Source organism: Streptomyces sp. NPDC058092 (genome assembly GCF_042884935.1).
Taxonomy (GTDB): Bacteria; Actinomycetota; Actinomycetes; order Streptomycetales; family Streptomycetaceae; genus Streptomyces.
This window is the reverse complement of sequence record NZ_JBHVSY010000024.1, coordinates 102,647-119,735: the sequence shown is the minus strand read 5'-3', so window position 1 is coordinate 119,735 and position 17,089 is coordinate 102,647. Positions and strand designations below refer to the sequence as shown.

At 71.9% G+C, this 17,089-nt stretch carries 13 protein-coding genes; 6 read left to right on the top strand and 7 right to left on the bottom strand.

Annotated elements, in window-relative coordinates:
- The 4 genes from ACFVV1_RS31640 to rsmH are packed head-to-tail and all read right to left on the bottom strand — an operon-like array spanning position 1 to position 5,321.
- A complete protein-coding gene (locus ACFVV1_RS31640; RefSeq protein WP_389996314.1) occupies positions 1-1,725 on the bottom strand; it encodes a UDP-N-acetylmuramoyl-L-alanyl-D-glutamate--2,6-diaminopimelate ligase in 1,725 nt (574 codons plus the stop codon).
- An 18-nt stretch (positions 1,726-1,743) separates the two neighbouring features.
- Positions 1,744-3,726: a peptidoglycan D,D-transpeptidase FtsI family protein gene (locus ACFVV1_RS31635; protein ID WP_389996311.1), complete on the bottom strand. Its 1,983-nt coding sequence runs from the start codon at positions 3,724-3,726 to the stop codon at positions 1,744-1,746.
- Positions 3,727-3,730: 4 nt separating this feature from the next.
- Positions 3,731-4,306: a septum formation initiator gene (locus tag ACFVV1_RS31630; RefSeq protein WP_389996355.1), complete on the bottom strand. Its 576-nt coding sequence runs from the start codon at positions 4,304-4,306 to the stop codon at positions 3,731-3,733.
- A 49-nt stretch (positions 4,307-4,355) separates the two neighbouring features.
- On the bottom strand, positions 4,356-5,321 hold the full coding sequence (gene rsmH, locus ACFVV1_RS31625) for a 16S rRNA (cytosine(1402)-N(4))-methyltransferase RsmH (RefSeq protein WP_389996308.1): 966 nt from the start codon (positions 5,319-5,321) through the stop codon (positions 4,356-4,358).
- 378 nt (positions 5,322-5,699) lie between these two features.
- Here rsmH and ACFVV1_RS31620 point away from each other — a divergent pair, with 378 nt between their 5' ends.
- From ACFVV1_RS31620 to ACFVV1_RS31605, 4 genes are all read left to right on the top strand, one after another.
- Positions 5,700-6,269, top strand: coding sequence for a beta-class carbonic anhydrase (locus ACFVV1_RS31620; protein ID WP_389996305.1), 570 nt, complete (start codon positions 5,700-5,702; stop codon positions 6,267-6,269).
- A gap of 304 nt (positions 6,270-6,573) precedes the next feature.
- Entirely contained in the window at positions 6,574-7,635 is a 1,062-nt protein-coding gene (locus ACFVV1_RS31615) for an AAA family ATPase (protein WP_389996303.1), read from the top strand.
- The gene (locus ACFVV1_RS31610; protein WP_389996300.1) at positions 7,635-9,029 is read left to right on the top strand and encodes a DUF58 domain-containing protein; all 1,395 of its coding nucleotides are present in this window, start codon (positions 7,635-7,637) and stop codon (positions 9,027-9,029) included. Before ACFVV1_RS31615 ends, ACFVV1_RS31610 begins: the two co-directional genes overlap by 1 nt.
- Entirely contained in the window at positions 9,026-11,449 is a 2,424-nt protein-coding gene (locus ACFVV1_RS31605) for a DUF3488 and DUF4129 domain-containing transglutaminase family protein (protein ID WP_389996297.1), read from the top strand. The genes ACFVV1_RS31610 and ACFVV1_RS31605 overlap by 4 nt, the downstream gene beginning before the upstream one ends.
- Positions 11,450-11,945: 496 nt before the next feature.
- Here ACFVV1_RS31605 and ACFVV1_RS31600 read toward each other — a convergent pair whose 3' ends face one another.
- The 3 genes from ACFVV1_RS31600 to ACFVV1_RS31590 all read right to left on the bottom strand — a co-directional run bounded on the left by ACFVV1_RS31600 (position 11,946) and on the right by ACFVV1_RS31590 (position 14,047).
- Positions 11,946-12,338 carry a DUF3040 domain-containing protein gene (locus ACFVV1_RS31600; RefSeq protein WP_362204555.1) on the bottom strand — a complete coding sequence of 131 codons (393 nt, stop codon included), beginning with the start codon at positions 12,336-12,338 and terminating at the stop codon, positions 11,946-11,948.
- A 320-nt stretch (positions 12,339-12,658) separates the two neighbouring features.
- Entirely contained in the window at positions 12,659-13,417 is a 759-nt protein-coding gene (locus tag ACFVV1_RS31595; RefSeq protein ID WP_389996294.1) for a class I SAM-dependent methyltransferase, read from the bottom strand.
- A gap of 102 nt (positions 13,418-13,519) precedes the next feature.
- The gene (locus ACFVV1_RS31590; protein ID WP_389996291.1) at positions 13,520-14,047 is read right to left on the bottom strand and encodes an SAV_6107 family HEPN domain-containing protein; all 528 of its coding nucleotides are present in this window, start codon (positions 14,045-14,047) and stop codon (positions 13,520-13,522) included.
- 167 nt (positions 14,048-14,214) lie between these two features.
- Between ACFVV1_RS31590 and ACFVV1_RS31585 the strand changes: the two genes are divergently transcribed.
- Both ACFVV1_RS31585 and ACFVV1_RS31580 read left to right on the top strand, forming a co-directional pair.
- On the top strand, positions 14,215-15,003 hold the full coding sequence (locus ACFVV1_RS31585; protein WP_389996288.1) for an ATP-binding cassette domain-containing protein: 789 nt from the start codon (positions 14,215-14,217) through the stop codon (positions 15,001-15,003).
- Positions 14,975-17,062, top strand: coding sequence for a YhgE/Pip family protein (locus tag ACFVV1_RS31580; protein ID WP_389996285.1), 2,088 nt, complete (start codon positions 14,975-14,977; stop codon positions 17,060-17,062). The genes ACFVV1_RS31585 and ACFVV1_RS31580 overlap by 29 nt, the downstream gene beginning before the upstream one ends.
- Positions 17,063-17,089: the final 27 nt, after the last annotated feature.

The following is a 17,089-nucleotide window of genomic DNA, read 5'->3' as shown; positions in this document are numbered from 1 at the left end:
TCATCCCTGACTGTTCTCGTGGGTGTGGGCGCGGTGGGCGGTGTTGCCGGTGCCGCTGTGCCCCAGGGAGCGCTCGATGGCCGCGCGCAGGACCACGCGGTCGTCGAAGGGGCGTACCACGCCGTGGATGTCCTGGCCCTGCTCGTGGCCCTTGCCGGCGATCAGCACGGTGTCACCGGGCTCGGCGCGGGCGACCACGGCGGCGATGGCGGCGGCCCGGTCTGCGTCGACCAGGACGTCGCCCCGCTCGTGGACGGGCACCTCGGCGGCGCCCGCGAGCATGGCGGCGAGGATTCCGAGGGGGTCCTCGGAACGGGGGTTGTCGGAGGTCAGTACGGCGGTGTCGGCGAGGCGGGCCGCGGCGGCGCCCATCGGGCCGCGTTTGGTGGTGTCACGGTCGCCGCCGCAGCCGAGGACGATGTGCAGCCGGCCCTCGGTGACCTTCCGCAGGGAGCGCAGCACGGATTCGACGGCGTCGGTCTTGTGCGCGTAGTCGACGACCGCGAGGTACGGCTGTCCGGCGTCGACGCGTTCCAGCCGGCCGGGGACGCCCGGAACGGCGGCGACGCCGTCGGCGGCGGTCTGCGGGTCGAGGCCCGCGACGGCGAGGGTGACGATCGCGGCGAGGGTGTTGGCGACGTTGAACGGGCCGGGCAGCGGGGCCCTGGCGGCGATCCGCTCGCCCTTGGGGCCGACGACGGTGAAGGTGGAGCCCTGCGGCCCGACTTCGACGTCCTCGGCGCGCCAGTCGGCGTCCGGGTGGCCCTCGGCGGAGAAGGTGACGGTGGGGACGGTCGCCTCGGCGATCAGCCTGCGGCCGTACTCGTCGTCGAAGTTGACGACGCCCTGCCGGCTGCGCCGCGGGGTGAAGAGCTGCGCCTTGGCCTGGAAGTAGTCCTCCATCCCGGTGTGGAACTCCATGTGCTCCGGGCTGAGGTTGTTGAAGACCGCGACGTCGAAGACGCAGCCGTCGACCCGGCCGAGCACCAGGGCATGGCTGGAAACCTCCATGGTCACCGAGTCGACCCCGCGTTCGCGCATGACGGCGAGCAGGGCCTGCAGGTCGGTGGCCTCAGGGGTGGTGCGCTCGGACTTGATGCGCTCGTCGCCGATCCGTGTCTCCACGGTGCCGATCAGCCCGGTGGCGCGCCCGGCGCCGCGGAAGCCGCCCTCGATGAGGTACGCGGTGGTGGTCTTCCCGGAGGTTCCGGTGATGCCGATCTGGAGGAGGTCGCCGCCGGGCCGTCCGTAGATCTCGGCGGCGAGCTCGCCCATCCGGCCGCGCGGGTCCTCGGTGACCAGCACCGGCAGTCCGGTGGCGGCGGCGCGCTCGGCGCCCGCCGGGTCGGTGAGGACGGCGGCCGCGCCGAGGCCGGCCGCCTGGGCGGCGAAGTCGGCGCCGTGGAAGCGGGCACCCGGCAGGGCCGCGTACAGGTCGCCGGGGCGGACCGCCCGCGAGTCGTGGGTGATGCCGGTGACCTCGCCGGTTCCCGGCGGTTCGACTCCCAGCCGGGCTGCCAGATCGCCGAGGGGCGTCGGTCCGATCCGGTCCGGGCGAGGCGCTCCCGGGTAGTTCACAGGCGCGTCCTTCTGGGTGGTTTGGAACTGATCAGCGTGGGGCACGGCGGTGAGCGTACCGGGCGCACCCGGCCTCTCGCGAAGTGAGGGGGCGGGGTTCTGGTGGTTCCCGTTCCGGTTCCCGGGATCGGGGGTGATGGTTGTCACTGGTCGGTTTCCCCGTGTTCACTCGCCGGGCTGGAAGGACACCGGCAGCCGGGCTGGCTCGCTGCCGGACGGTGGGGTCTGGAGGGTCTTCAGCGCGAACTCCATGACCTGTTTGTAGATCGGTCCGCAGATCTGGCCGCCGAAGTAGCTGCCCTTGGTGGGGTTCTGGATCGCGCAGTAGACGGTGATCTGCGGGTCGTCGGCGGGTGCGAAGCCCGCGAAGGACGCGGTGTAGCCGTGGTAGCCGCCGCGTACGGGGTCGACCCGGTTGGCGGTACCGGTCTTGCCCGCCACCCGGTAGCCGGGGATCTTGGCCTTCGTTCCGGTGCCCTCCTCGTCTCCGACCACCGATTCCAGCATGGTGGCGAGCGACCTGGCGGTCTTTTCGCTGACCACCCGGGTCCGTTCGGGAGCGGGGGCGGCCTTGAAGTGGCCGTCGGGGCCCTTGGTGCCGCGTACCAGCGTGGGCGCGACGCGGACCCCGCCGTTGGCGATCGTCGAGTAGATGGAGGCGGCCTGCATGGCGTTGAGCGAGAGGCCCTGGCCGAACGGGATCGTGTACTGCTGCGAGGTCGACCAGTTCTCGGGCTTGGCGAGGATGCCGGGGGTCTCGCCCGGGTAGTCGAGGCCGGTCGGCGAGCCGATCCCGAACTTGCGCAGGTAGGAGTAGAGGACCTTGTTGGCCTGGGCCTGGGTCCTGCCGAGTTCCCCCGCGGCCAGGATGGTGCCGATGTTGCTGGACTTGGCGAGTACGCCGTTGAGCGTCAGGTACCAGGTGGGGTGGTCGATGTCGTCCTTGAAGAGCCGGTCGCCGCGGTGCAGCCGGTTGGGGACGGTGACGTGGGTGCCTGGGGTGGCGACGCCTTCCTCCAGCACGGCGGCCATGGACATGACCTTGCTGGTGGAGCCGGGCTCGTACACGTCCTGGAGCGCCGCGTTGCCCAGCGACGCCGCGTCGGCCTGCGAGAGGTCGTTGGGGTCGAAGCCGGGCGCGTTGGCCATGGCGAGGACCTCGCCGGTCCTGGTGTTCTGCACGACCACGTAGCCGCGGTCCGCCTTGGACTTCTTCACCTGGTCGGTAATGGCCTGCTGGGCGGCCCACTGGATGTCGCGGTCGATGGTCAGCTCGATGTCGGACCCGGCGACGGCCGGAACCTCCTTGGTGCCCGCGGTCGGCACCCGCCGGCCGCCGGACTGGGCGTACTTGATCTTGCCGTCCTCGCCCTCGAGCTCCTTGTCCAGCTGCGATTCGAGGCCGCCCGCGCCCTTGCCTTCGGCGTTGACATAGCCGAGTATCCCGGCGGCGAGCCCTCCGTTGGGGTAGACCCGTTTCGTGGTCGACTCCTGGAAGATCCCGGCGAGCACATTGGCTCCGGGACCGCCGGCCGCCTTGTCCTTCGCCGCCTTCTCGGCGAAGACGGACTTGAGGTCCCTGATCTGATTCCAGACCTGCGGGGTCCGGCGGCGGGCCAGGACGGTGTAACGGCCCTTCTTGGAAAGTTTCGCGGTGAGCTCGGCGGCGTCGGCGCCGAGGATCGGGGCGAGGAGCGCCGCCGCCTGCCGGGGCGCGTCGGGGGCCTTGCTGAATTCGGGCGTGAACATCGACGGGTCGGCGGTGATGTCGTACGCGTCGACGCTGGTGGCCAGCGCGATACCGCTGCGGTCGGTGATCTCGCCGCGCTCGGCGGAGATCGTGTAGCTGAGGTAGCGGTTCTCTTTGGCCTTGGCCGCGTACGCATTGGCATCGACGGCCTGGACCTGGAGGAGCCGGACGACGAACACCAGCATGACGAGCGTCAGGGCGACGCTGACCAGGCGGAGCCGGGGGCGCGGGCTGCCGAGATGGAGGGGGCGCGCGGGCCGGTTGCGGGGCGCGCGGGCGCGGGGCGCCGGGGACGACCGGCGGCGGGCGGCGGGCCGGGGGCGCCCCTGGCCGCCGACGGCGCTGCGGGGGCGCGCGGGGCCGGGGACCCGGCGGCGCGGTGGTTCCTTGGGAGACACTGCGTCACCTGCCGGGGCTCGTCGAGGGCTGGAATGCCGGGGTACGCGGCCCGGCATTCGGGGCCGCGGAGGTGCTGGGCTTCACGGCGGCGCCCGAAGGGGTGGCCGAGGGAGAGTGCGGGGGCGAGCCGGTGGCCGGCGCCGGGGCGCCGGTGGACGGGGCGGTCGCGGGGGTACCGGGTTTCCGTGGCTGCGGTGCGGGGGCCGGCTCGGCGGTGGACTGCGCGGGGACGCCGCGGACCTTGCCGTCCGGGTCGAGGAAGGCGGGACTGCCGCCGGGCACCATGCCCAGTTCGCGGGCGCGCCGCTCCAGGGCCTCCGGCTCGGAGTAGCTGTCGACATCACGCTGGAGGGCCTGCTGCTCGTCGGTGAGCCCGGTGGTCCGCTTCTTCAGCTCGCTCAGCCTGAACGATCCTTCGTTGAGGGCCGAGTTGAGCACCAGGAGCGTGATCAGGCCGCCGCCGAGGAGCAGCACCACCAGCAGGACGAAGGGGGTACGGGCCGCGTTGCTGGGTCCGGCAGGCATCAGCCGGGCAAGCCGCGCCGCCCGCCCTTTCAACTGCCCGGCCGCTTTGCTCACCGCGCCGCCCCGGGCGTCTCCGGTGTCCGGGTTCCCGGACACCGGACGCTCATCGTTCCTCCTCGCGGATCCGCTGGGCGCCGCGCAGCCGGGCGGGAGCGGCGCGCCGGTTCTCGGCGACCTCCTCCTCCGTGGGCAGTTCCGCGCCGCGGGTCAGCAGCTTCAGCCGGGGCTGATAGCGCTCGGGCACGACCGGCAGTCCGGCCGGCGCCGTGATCGCGGCGCCCGCCGCGAAGACCTGCTTGACCAGCCGGTCCTCCAGCGAGTGGTACGAGAGGACGGCGATGCGGCCGCCGACCGCGAGGCTCTGTACGGCGGCCGGAATCGCCCGCTCCAGGACAGCGAGCTCGCCGTTGACCTCGATGCGCAGCGCCTGGAACGTGCGCTTGGCGGGGTTGCCGCCGGTGCGCTTGGCCGCCTGCGGCAGCGAGTCCCGGATCAGCTCGACGAGCCGGGCGCTGTTGCTGAACGGCTCCTTCTCGCGCTCGCGCACGATCGCGGAGACGATCCGCTTGGCCTGCTTCTCCTCGCCGTACGCCCGCAGGATCCGTACCAGTTCACCCGGCGGATAGGTGTTGAGCACCTCGGCCGCGCTGATACCGGCCGTCTGGTCCATGCGCATGTCGAGGGGGGCGTCCTGGGCGTACGCAAATCCGCGCTCGGCCTCGTCCAGCTGCATGGAGGAGACGCCGAGGTCGAAGAGGATGCCCTGGACCTTCGGGATGCCGAGCCGGGCGAGCACCTCGGGCAGTTCGTCGTAGACCGCGTGCACCAGGGTGGCCCGTTCGCCGTACGGAGCGAGCCGCTCGCCGGAGAGCCGCAGCGCCTCCTTGTCGCGGTCCAGCGCGATGAGCCGTACGGAGGGGAAGGCGGAAAGCAGCGCCTCGCTGTGTCCGCCGAGGCCGAGGGTGCAGTCGACGACCACGGGCTGCTGGGGGCCCGGCGCCTCCAGAGCCGGGGCCAACAGGTCCAGGCACCGCTGGAGCATCACCGGGACGTGTCGGGTCTGGCTCATGCGCCCTCTCAGGCTCAGGTCCCGTGCGGCGGCACGTACGGCCTGGTCCCCGCCCGCTCAGAAGGGGAGGGCGGCCGGCGCCGGGGAAGAGGCGTCGGCCGACCGGCGAGCGGGAGAGGGCCGGACCGTACGTACGCCGCACACGGGGAAAATCTACGGAATGTGCAGGGTGTCGGTAACTTCCCGTCACTTTAGTCCACCCTGCCATTCGATCGATTCCCGATCAATCAACGGGGCAGCGCGTCGCCCTGCCCCCTGTTCACCCGGCCGATTGAACAACTGTGAGGCTTGTGGGTTACCTCACAACAAGCCTCGTTGACGTTCTTTGTCCCTTCTCACAGCGCGACGCGACCACCGCCGAGAGCTAACGTCATCACCATGTCGACTTCCGCACACTCCCCCGCCGGGCCGTCCGCGCCCCCTGCCGACCGGGCCCGCACCGGAGGCACGGTCACCGACCGCCTCGTCGAGGCGAACATCCGGTACGCCGCCGGATTCGAGGACCCGGGCATGGACGCCAAGCCGGTGCTGCGCGTCGCCGTGGTCGCCTGCATGGACGCCCGGCTCGACCTGCACGACGCTCTCGGCCTGTCGCTCGGCGACTGCCACACCATCCGCAACGCGGGCGGCGTGGTCACCGATGACGTGATCCGTTCGCTGACCATCAGCCAGCGGGCTCTGGGCACCCGCAGCGTCATACTCATTCATCACACGAATTGCGGCCTGGAATCGATCACCGAGGAATTCCGCCAGGAGCTGGAGGTCGAGGTCGGCCAGCGTCCGGTCTGGGCCGTCGAGGCGTACAAGGACGCGGACCAGGACGTACGGCAGTCGATGCAGCGCGTGCGCACCTCGCCGTTCCTGCTGCACACCGATGACGTCCGCGGCTTCGTCTTCGATGTGACCAGCGGCTTGCTGCGCGAGATCTTTCCCGCCTCCGCGTCCTGACCGCCGGCCCGGACGGTGCCCGTCGGGGTCCCGCCCGGATGATGTTCATCGGGGTACCGCCCGGATGGTGCCCATCGGGAGCCGATAAACCCACTGAACCAGACATATCGCCGCGACTTATCCACAGGCGAGTGACACGAAGCGGTAACGGCAACAAGAATGCGCATGTGGCATCTCGCCGGACGTTTCGTTTCCGGAGGGGTGTCCGTGTTTCGGGGTGGGCCGGGCCGCTGCACGCGCGTCGGTCCGTGACTGGGGAATCCCCTGCTCCTCGTGAGCGTGGGGCAGGGCCGAGGAGGGCCGGGTGACGACCTATGACGATCGAGCGAGCCTCACAGATCTGACCACGACTGCGGAGCGGGTGCGCAGGTCGGTGGAGAGCGTGATCGAGGGCAAGCCCGAGGTCGTACGGCTTTCGCTGACCGTGCTGCTGGCGGAGGGGCATCTCCTCATCGAGGATGTTCCCGGCGTCGGCAAGACGATGCTGGCCAAGGCGCTGGCGCGGTCCATCGACTGCTCGGTGCGGCGCATTCAGTTCACGCCGGACCTGCTGCCCTCGGACATCACCGGTGTGTCCATCTTCGACCAGCAGCGGCGCGACTTCGAGTTCAAGCCGGGCGCGATCTTCGCCCAGATCGTGATCGGCGACGAGATCAACCGGGCCTCGCCGAAGACCCAGTCGGCGCTGCTGGAGTCGATGGAGGAGCGCCAGGTCACCATCGACGGGCACACATACGAGCTGCCCGACCCGTTCATGGTGGTGGCCACCCAGAACCCGGTGGAGATGGAGGGCACCTATCCGCTGCCCGAGGCCCAGCGAGACCGGTTCATGGCGCGGGTGTCGATCGGCTATCCGAATGCGGAAGCCGAGCTGCGGATGCTCGATGTGCACGGCGGGATCTCGCCGCTCGACGATCTCCAGCCGGTGGCGCACGCCCACGACATCGTGAAGCTGATCGACGCGGTACGGACGGTCCATGTGGCCGACGCCGTGCGGCGGTACGCGGTGGAGCTCGTGGGGGTTACCCGCAGCCATCCCGATCTCAGACTCGGCGCCTCGCCGCGTGCCACCCTGCACCTGCTGCGCGCGGCGAAGGCCTCCGCGGCGCTGAGCGGCCGGGACTACTGCCTGCCGGACGACGTGCAGGCGCTGGCGGTCCCGGTGCTCGCGCACCGGCTGCTGCCGACGGCACAGGCCCAGCTGAACCGCCGTAACGCCGAGCAGGTCGTGCTGGAGATCCTCCAGCAGACACCGGTGCCGACGGCCGGCGGTAGCGGTGGCGGGGGCGTCCCACGGGTGCAGCCCCAGCACCAGCCGGGCCGTCCGGTGTACGGCCGGCAGCAGCCCGGCGTACGGCGGGCGTGATGACCGCCGGGGGGCCGGCCTCGATGGACGACGGCGACGGAAAGGGCGCTCTGCGGGCCGCTCTGAGCGGACTGACCACGCGTGGGCGGTCCTTCCTCGCGGCCGGTGTCGCCGCCGCGGTCTGCGCCTATGTGCTGGGGCAGGCGGATCTGCTGCGGGTCGGGCTGCTGCTCGCCGCGCTGCCGCTGGTCTGTGTGGTGGTGCTCGTCCGCACCCGTTATCGGGTCACGGGCACCCGGCGGCTCTCGCCCTCCCGGGTGTCCGCGGGCACGGAGGCGCGGGTCCATCTGCGGATGGAGAATGTGTCCCGGCTGCCGACCGGGCTGCTGATGCTGCAGGACCGGGTGCCCTATGTGCTCGGGCCGCGGCCCCGGTTCGTGCTGGACCGGGTGGAGGCGGGCGGCCGTCGCGAGGTGTCCTACCGGGTGCGGTCGGATCTGCGTGGGCGCTATCCGCTGGGGCCGCTGCAGTTGCGGCTGAGCGATCCGTTCGGGATGTGCGAGCTGACGCGTTCGTTCAGCGCGTACGACACCCTCGTCGTCATTCCGCGGACCGAGCCGCTGCCGCCCGTACGGCTGGCGGGCGAGGCCTCGGGGTACGGCGAGGGGCGGCAGCGTTCGCTGGCGCTGGCCGGTGACGACGACGTGATTCCGCGCGGATACCGGCACGGCGACGATCTGCGCCGGGTCCACTGGCGTTCCACCGCGCGGTACGGCGAGCTGATGGTGCGCCGCGAGGAGCAGCCGCAGCGGGCCAGATGCACGGTGCTGCTGGACACCCGGCGGATCGCCTATCAGGGGTCGGGGCCCGACTCCGCCTTCGAGTGGGCGGTGTCGGGGGCCGCGTCCACGCTGGTGCACATGCTGGAGCGCGGCTTCGCGGTCCGGCTGCTGACCGACGACGGGAACGCGGTGCCGGGCGAGGGCGAGGGCGGCTTCGCCGGATCGACACAGGATTCCGCCGATTCCGCGGGGCTGATGATGGACACCCTGGCGGTGGCCGACCACTCCGAGGGGGGCGGCCTGTCGCGCGCGTACGACGTGCTGCGCGGCGGCAACGAGGGGCTGCTGATCGCGTTCTTCGGTGATCTGGACGAGGAGCAGGCGGCGGTGGCGGCCCGGATGCGGCAGCGCAGTGGCGGCGCCGTCGCGTTCGTACTCGACAGCACTGCCTGGGTACATGACGACGTCCCGCCCGCGGGGGCGGACGCGGCGTTCGAGCAGCGGCTTCGGCTGCTGCGCGAATCGGGCTGGACGGCGGTGGCCGTGGCGCCCGGGACCGGTCTCGCCCGTTATTGGCAGCAGGCGGCGGGACACCCGGGCGTGACGACGCAGTCGGCTGCCGTCGGCGGCACCACAGGTGGCACGACAGGTTTCTCCGGGGGATGGTCATGAGCGGTCGCGGTCGGCTGACGCTGTGCGCCTTTGCGGCGACGCTCATGGCGGCGGGCTCGATGCTGCCGCTGGTCGAGCCGGCCGGGTGGATCCTGCAGGCCGCGTTCCTGCTGGCGGTCCAGAGCGGGATGGGCATGCTCGCCCGCCGGGTGCCCATGCCCCGGATGCTGGTCATCGTGGCGCAGACGCTGGTCACGCTCGTCCTGCTGACGGTCGTCTTCGCCAGGGGGCAGGCTCTGATCGGGGTCCTGCCGGGTCCGGAGGCCGTCCAGCGGCTCGCGGATCTGCTGATGTCGGGCGCCGACGATGTCGGACGGTACGCCGCTCCGGCGCCCGTGACGGACGGCATCCGGCTGATGCTGATCGGCGGTGTCCTGCTGGTCGGCCTGATCGTGGACGCCCTCGCTGTGACGTTCCGCAGCGCGGCCCCGGCCGGCCTGCCGCTCCTCGCGCTGTACTCGGTCGCCGCGGGGCTGTCCGAGGGCGGAGCGGACTGGCTCTGGTTCCTGCTCGCGGCCGGCGGCTATCTGCTGCTTCTGCTGGCCGAGGGCCGGGACCGGCTCTCCCAATGGGGACGGGTCTTCAGCGGCGCGGCCGGAACCCGGGGCGGTGCGACGGCCGGTGCGGCGTTTTCCGCCGACCGCCCGACGGCGCCGGTCCGCACCGGCCGCCGTATCGGCGCGCTGGCGCTGGGGATCTCGCTGTTCGTACCGGCGGCGCTGCCCGCGCTCGACAGCGGCCTGCTGGCCGGTACGGGGGACGGGAACGGCAAGGGGAACGGCGGCGGCACCATCTCCGCGGTGAACCCTCTGGTCTCGCTGCAGAACAACCTGAACCAGCCGGAGAACCGGGAGGTGATGTCCTACCGCACCAATTCCGCTGATCCACAGGGCTTCTACCTGCGGATCCTGGCCCTGGACCAGTTCAACGGAAACGAGTGGCGGCCCTCCACGCGCCGCCTGAAGGGTGTGCCGAAGCGACTCCCGGCCCCGGAAGGTCTCGGCCCGGACGTCATGGTCACGGAGATCAGCACGAACATCTCCGCATCGAGCTCGTACCAGCAGACCTATCTGCCGCTCCCCTACCCCGCGACCGAGGTCAGGGTCGGCGGACGCTGGCGGTACGAGCCGATGGGACGGACCCTCGTCGGTGACGGCGGGGAGACGACCCGCGGTGCGCAGTACCAGGTCTCCAGTCTGGTGGTCCAGCCGACCGCCGATCAGCTGGCTGCGGCGGGTGCCGCGCCGGTCGCCCTGCGGCGCGAGTACACCCGTGTTCCCGACTCCCTGCCGAAGGTGGTCGGGCAGACCGCGGACCGGGTGACGAAGGGCGCGAGCAACGATTACGAGCGGGCGGTGAAGCTGCAGAACTTCTTCGCCTCGGAGGGTGGCTTCAGCTACGACACCTCGGTCAACTCGGGCACCGGGAGCGCGGCGATCGGCCGGTTCCTGAAGGAGAAGCGGGGCTTCTGCGTCCACTTCTCGTTCACGATGGCCGCGATGGCGCGCACGCTGGGCATTCCGGCCCGGGTCGCGGTGGGCTTCACTCCCGGCACCGCGCAGTCGAACGGTTCGGTCTCGGTGGGACTGCGCGATGCGCATGCCTGGCCGGAGCTGTATTTCGAGGGTGTCGGGTGGACCCGTTTCGAGCCGACCCCGACGCGGGGCACCGCCCCGTCCTACACCCAGCCGGACGCCCCGTCGGGCGGCACGTCCGACCCGGCCCGGCCGGAGAAGGGCGCCTCGGCCGCTCCGACGGTCGCACCGTCCGTCGCGGAGAGCTGTCCGGCCCAGATGCGCAAACAGGGCGAGTGCGGCAGCTCGGCGGCGCCGGGAGTGGTGGCCCCGACGGATTCCGGGACGCCCACGGGCACCGTCCTCGGCGTGGTCCTGGGCGCGCTGGCGATCCTGGTGCTGCCGTTGCTGCCGATGCTCTGGCGGCTTCGGGTACGCAAGCACAGGCTGAGCTTCTCCGCAGGGCGTACGCCTGCGGATGCGACGGCGAGAACGCTGGCGGCCTGGCGGGAGATCACCGACACGGCATGGGATCACGGCATCGAGCCGGACGACTCCCGGACCCCGCGCAAGACGGCGGCCAGGGTGGTGCGGCTGGGGCAGCTCGAACCCGACGGGGCCGCCGCGGTGCACCGGGTGGCGGGGGCGGTGGAGCAGGTGCTCTACGCCCCGGAGCCCCGGTCGGGTACCGGGCTCGCCGAGGATGCGGAGGCGGTACGGGCGGGTCTGCGGGCGTCGTCCGGCCGGTTCGCCAGGGCCCGCGCGATCGCGGCACCGCGCTCGGCCGTTCGGGTGATCTGGGCGGCGTCGGACCGCTGGGCGGCGTTCACCGGCAGGTGGGCGGCGCGGTGGGGCCGGGAGCGGTGGACGGGGTGGCTGCGGCGGCCGTCCCGCCAGCAGGGGTGAGCGGGCGGGACATGAGCGGGATGCCCGCAAGCATGGCGCTGCCGTCCCGTCGACAGGGGGCGACGGGAGGGGCGTGGGCCGGATGCGGTCCTCCGGCCTCGATCACCGAACGGGCCGGCCGGTAGGTGGCCCGGGCCCGCCCGGCACCTTCTCGCCCGCTCGCCCCGGCAGCGGACGGGCCTGGCCGTCCCCCGGTCTCCCCGGCAGCCTCTCCCCGCCAGCCTCGCACCGGCACCGGCACCGGCACGACCGGGCCTGGCGGTTCCCGGGGCAGCCCGGCGCCCTGGCCTGAATGGCCGCGCGGGCTTGGTTCTCCTCGGCCTGTCCCCCGGATGAAGGGCCGCCGTCGGTCGCCGGGCGAACCCGATTCTCCAGCCTGCCCGGCGACCGAGGACAAAGTCGGCGGCGACGGCCGATCCGGGCGGCCCGGCCCGGGCACGCATGAGGGGCGGCCGCAAAAACGCGGCCGCCCCTCACCCAAAGACTGTCCGGGGGCCTATTGGCCCTGCTCGTCACGGCGGCGCTGCCACCGCTGCTCGATCCGGTTCATCACGGTCCGGCGTTGCCTGGGCCGACGGCTGTCGCCGCCGCCTCCGGCTGCCTGCCGCTCGCCCGGTTTGGGCGCCTTGCGCCAACCAGTGACCGCAAGGACCGCACAGCCGAGCATGACGAGGAACCCCACCACGCTGATCCAGATCTGCTGGGCGACCATTCCGGCCATGAGGAGCGCGATACCCACCAGGAAGCCTGCGACCGCCTGGTAGACCCGTCGCCGGGTGTACGTACGCAGCCCGCTTCCCTCGAGCGCTGTCGCGAACTTGGGATCTTCGGCGTACAGCGCTCGCTCCATTTGCTCGAGCATTCGCTGCTCGTGCTCCGAGAGCGGCACGGAGTCCTCCTCGTCGTCGGCCGCGGGGGGCGGCCGGTATGCGGCCCTTCCAGGATAGGCAGGGATTCGCCCCCGTGAAACCCGCCCTCATTGCCAATCAGCCAGTCCGGGCCGCCACGACGGCTCAGCTGCTGAGGCGTTGATTCCCCAACCTCCGATCCGTCATGCCGGATGGTGTCCCCCGATCATACGGGGCGAAGCCCCCGATCGGGGGTCCTGGGCCGTACTCCATCTGCGGCTGCGTCCCTGATCAGCCGCACTACAGCCGCGCTACCACCGGCACCCGGCCGCGCACGGCCGCGCTTCGTGCCCAGAACGTCTCAGGTGCGCTTCGTGCCCAGTACGTGCAGCTGCGTCGCGACCGAGTGGAAGGCAGGCAGTTCGGCCGCGGCCGCCTCAAGCTTGAGCAGGGCCTCCATGGCACCGGGCTCGGTGTCCACCAGGACGCCCGGTACGAGGTCGGCGAAGACCCGTACGCCGTGGACCGAGCCGACCTCGACGTCCGCCGCGGAGACCAGCTCGGTGAGTTGCTCCGCGGTGTAGCGCCGGGGCACCGGGTCCCCCTCGCCCCAGCGGCCCGCCGGGTCGCCGAGCGCCTGCCGGGCCTCGGTGAAGTGACCGGCGAGCGCCCGGGCCAGAACGGCGCCGCCGAGCCCGGCGGCGAGCAGGCTGAGCGCACCGGCCGGACGCAGCGCCTCGACCGCGTTGCGCACGCCCTCGGCGGGGTCGTCCACGTACTCCAGGACTCCGTGGCACAGCACCGCGTCGTAACCACCGCGCTCGACCACCTCGAACAGGCCGTGGATGTCGCCCTGGACCCCGCGGACCCGGTCGGCGACCCCGGCCTCGGCGGCGCGGCGCTCCAGGGCGAAGAGCGCGTTGGGGCTGGGGTCGACAACGGTGACCCGGTGGCCGAGGCGGGCCACCGGCACCGCGAAGTTGCCGGTGCCGCCGCCGGTGTCCAGGACGTCCAGGGCGTCCCGGCCGGTCGCCTTGACCTGGTGGTCGAGGGCGTCCTTCAGGACCTCCCAGACCACAGCGGTACGGAGGGAGGCGCGGGGGCGCAGCTGGTCCGACACGGCAGATGACTCCTCGGCACGGTGCCGCCACTGACGGCGGAGCGTGAACAGTGCAGGTGGTACACGTACTGTCCACCCTATTGCCTCGCGCCACCGTCGCCGTCATCCCGCGTCGGGCCGCTCCTTCCGGGCCTGCGGGAGCACCGGCTGAAGCACCAGCAGCCGCTCGACCAGGCGCAGGAACATCTCCGCGTCGCGCAGCAGGTCGTCGGCGTCCCGCCGGCTGGCCGCGCCCGGTATGCCGGCTTCCGCGCGGGCCCTGCGGCGGGCGCCGGAGGCGAACAGCGCACTCCACTCGGTCAGCTCGGGGGCTATTTCCGGGAGGACTTCCCAGGCGCTGCGGATCCGCTCCCGGCGCCGCCTGGAGGTCTCGGGGCGGGCCCGCGCGGCAAGCACGGCGGCGGCGGTGCGCAGCGCGGCAAGGTGGGCGGTGGCATACCGCTCGTTCGGCACATCGAGAACGGCGGCCTCGTCGAGACCGGTGCGGGCCTGGGCGAGCAGATCGAGGGCGGCGGGCGGCGCCGTGGTGCGGCGCAGAACGGGGTGGGCATCGCTTGCCGGGCCGGTCAGTGAGGGGGCAGGGCCGTCTGCGCGGCGCCGGGGTGCGGCTGCTGCGGACGAGTGGGCCATGACGAAACCTCCTGTCTCGTGTAACGGCTCCGTGGCCGTATGTATCCATCGTGGCGGGCGCCACTGACAATCGACCCCATCCCCTTCCTGACCTGCGCCTTTGCTTCGATTACGAGTTCGGGCTACATTTTTGAACTGACTAGTCAGTTCAAAACGAGGGGGAGTCTGTGGACAGCCCGCACGGGGCAGCCGTCACCGCCGAGGATCTCGGGCTCAGAGGACCGCGCGGCTGGGCCTTCCGGGGCGTGGGCATCAAGGCCGGGCCCGGCTCACTGGTGGCGATCGAGGGCCCCTCCGGCTCCGGCCGCACCTGCCTGCTGCTCGCGCTCACGGGCCGGATGCGCCCCACCGAGGGCCTGGCGGAGATCGGCGGACTGCGCCTGCCGCGCAAGATGGCCGCCGTACGCCGCATCAGCGCACTGGGCCCGGTGACCGGGGTCAGCGAGCTCGACCCGGCCTTCACCGTCGCGGAGCACCTGCGCGAGCGTGCCCTGCTGCAGCGCCGCTTCGACGGTTCGCTGCGCGCTCTGCTGCGCCCGCGCGCCGAGCGCGCCGCCGCCGCGCGGGGACGGATCGACGCGGCGCTGGATGCCGCCGGACTCGACCTCGCCACCCTGCCCAAGGCCGAGCGGACCTCCGTACGGGACCTGGAACGGCTGGAGGCGCTGCGGCTGGCCATCGCCCTCGCCCTGCTCGGTCGGCCCCGGCTGCTCGCGGTGGACGACACCGACCTCAAGCTCTCCGACGCCGAACGCGCCGAGGCCTGGGAGCTGCTGCGGTCCGTCGCCGACAGCGGCACGACCGTGCTCGCCGTGTGCAGCCAGGCGCCCGAGGACGCCATCACCGTACGTACCGACACCACGGCCGCACCGGCGGACACGCAGGATGCCGCGGCCGACGAGACCACGACCGAGGAGGGACCGGCCGATGCGTTCGCCGAGACTGGCCGCGCTTGAGCTGAAGCGTTTCGGCAGGGGGAAGCTGCCGGTCGCCGCACTGATCGCGCTCCTGCTGCTGCCGCTGCTCTACGGCGCCCTGTACCTGTGCTCCTTCTGGGACCCGTACGGCCGCCTCGACAAGATCCCGGTCGCGCTGGTCAACAACGACAAGGGCGCCACCGCCGCCGGAAAGCGCATCACGGCCGGCGACGAGATCACCGGCAAGCTGCTCGACTCCAAGACCTTCGAGTGGCACGAGGTGAGTTCCACCGAGGCGCACAAGGGCGTCGAGGACGGTACGTACTACCTCTCGCTCACCATGCCGTCGGACTTCAGCAGGCGGATCGCGTCCAGTTCGGGCGACTCCCCCGAGACCGGCGCGCTCCAGGTGCGGACCAACGACGCCAACAACTACATCGTCGGGCAGATCTCCCGTTCGGTGTTCTCCGAGGTGCGCACCGCCGCGTCGACCAACGCCTCACGCGGCTTCCTCGACCGGATCTTCATCAACTTCTCCGACCTCCATGACGCCACCGCGAAGGCGGCCAAGGGTGCCGACGACCTCAAGGGCGGCATCGGCAAGGCGAAGAAGGGGTCGCAGGATCTCGCGGACGGGCTGAAGGACGCCAAGGACGGCAGCAGCAGTCTGGCCGGTGGGATCGTCAAGCTGAACAAGGGCGCGGGCGACCTCGAATCCGGCTCCCGGCAGGTCGCCGACGGCACCCAGCTGCTCGCCGACAAGGTCGACGGGGTGGCGGCCGACGTCCGCCCGTTCCTGAAGGACAACGGGAAGTCCATCGGCGACACCGCCCGGCTGGTCGCCGACTCCTCGCAGACCGTGCGGGACAACCTCGACCTGCTGGTGGAGGCGGCGCCCACCGCGGCCACCGCTGCCCATGCGGCCTCCGGCGAACTGACCGAGGTCTACCGCACCAGCTGCGCGGAGCAGCCGCCCGCCGACCCCACCGTCTGCCCGCCGCTGAAGCGCGCAAAGTCCGCGGCGGCCGATGTCGCGAAGGTCGCCGACGATGTGAACGTGCTGGTCACCAACCAGAACGGCGATCTGAAGAAGCTGCGCGGCCGGCTGACCACACTGCAACGGCAGGCCAATGACCTGGCCGAGAGCGCGCCGCACCTGGACGAGGACCTGAAGTCCGCCGTGGCGAAGGTCAACGCGCTGAACACCGGCGCCCACAAGGTCGCCAAGGGAGCGAACGAACTGCACACCGGCCTGGCCACGGCCAGGACGGGCTCCGCGAACCTGGACACGGGCGTGAGCAATCTCAAGAAGGGCGCGACCGACCTGGACGGCGGGCTGATCAGGCTCGGCGACGGCTCGGCCACCCTCGCCGAGGGACTCAACGACGGCGTCGGCAAGATCCCCGACTACGACAAGAAGGACCGCGACGCGCGTACGGAGGTCATGGCCGACCCGGTGCGGCTGGCCTCCGAGTCGCTGCACGCGGCCCCCAACTACGGCACCGGCTTCGCCCCTTACTTCATCCCGCTCTCCCTCTGGGTCGGCGCGATGGTGGCGTACATGCTGATCCAGCCGCTCAACCGGCGCGCACTCGCCGCCGGGGCCTCCGCCTGGCGGATCGCCTTCGCGGGCTGGCTGCCGGTCGCCGCGATCGGACTGCTTCAGGTGGCCGCCCTGATGTCCGTACTGCACTGGGGGCTCGGGCTGCAGATGACCCGCGCCGCCGGGACGATCGGCTTCCTCGCACTGACGACCTGCTGCTTCGCAGCGATCGTGCAGTGGCTCAACGCCCGGTTCGGGGCCGCGGGACGCATCCTCGTGCTGGCGGTGCTGATGCTCCAGCTGACCTCGGCCGGGGGCACGTATCCCGTGCAGACCAGCCCCGGATTCTTCAACGCGATCCACCCCTACCTGCCGATGAGTTACATCGTCGAGGGCCTGCGCCGGCTGATCACGGGCGGCGGTCTCGGCCCGGTCTGGCAGGGCAGCGCGGTGCTGCTGGCCTTCACGGCGGGGGCGCTCGCCCTGACCGCGGTCGCCGCGCGCCGCAAGCAGGTGTGGACCCTGGAGCGGCTGCATCCGGAGCTGAGCCTGTGAGCGCGCCCGGACCTGTGAGAATCAGGG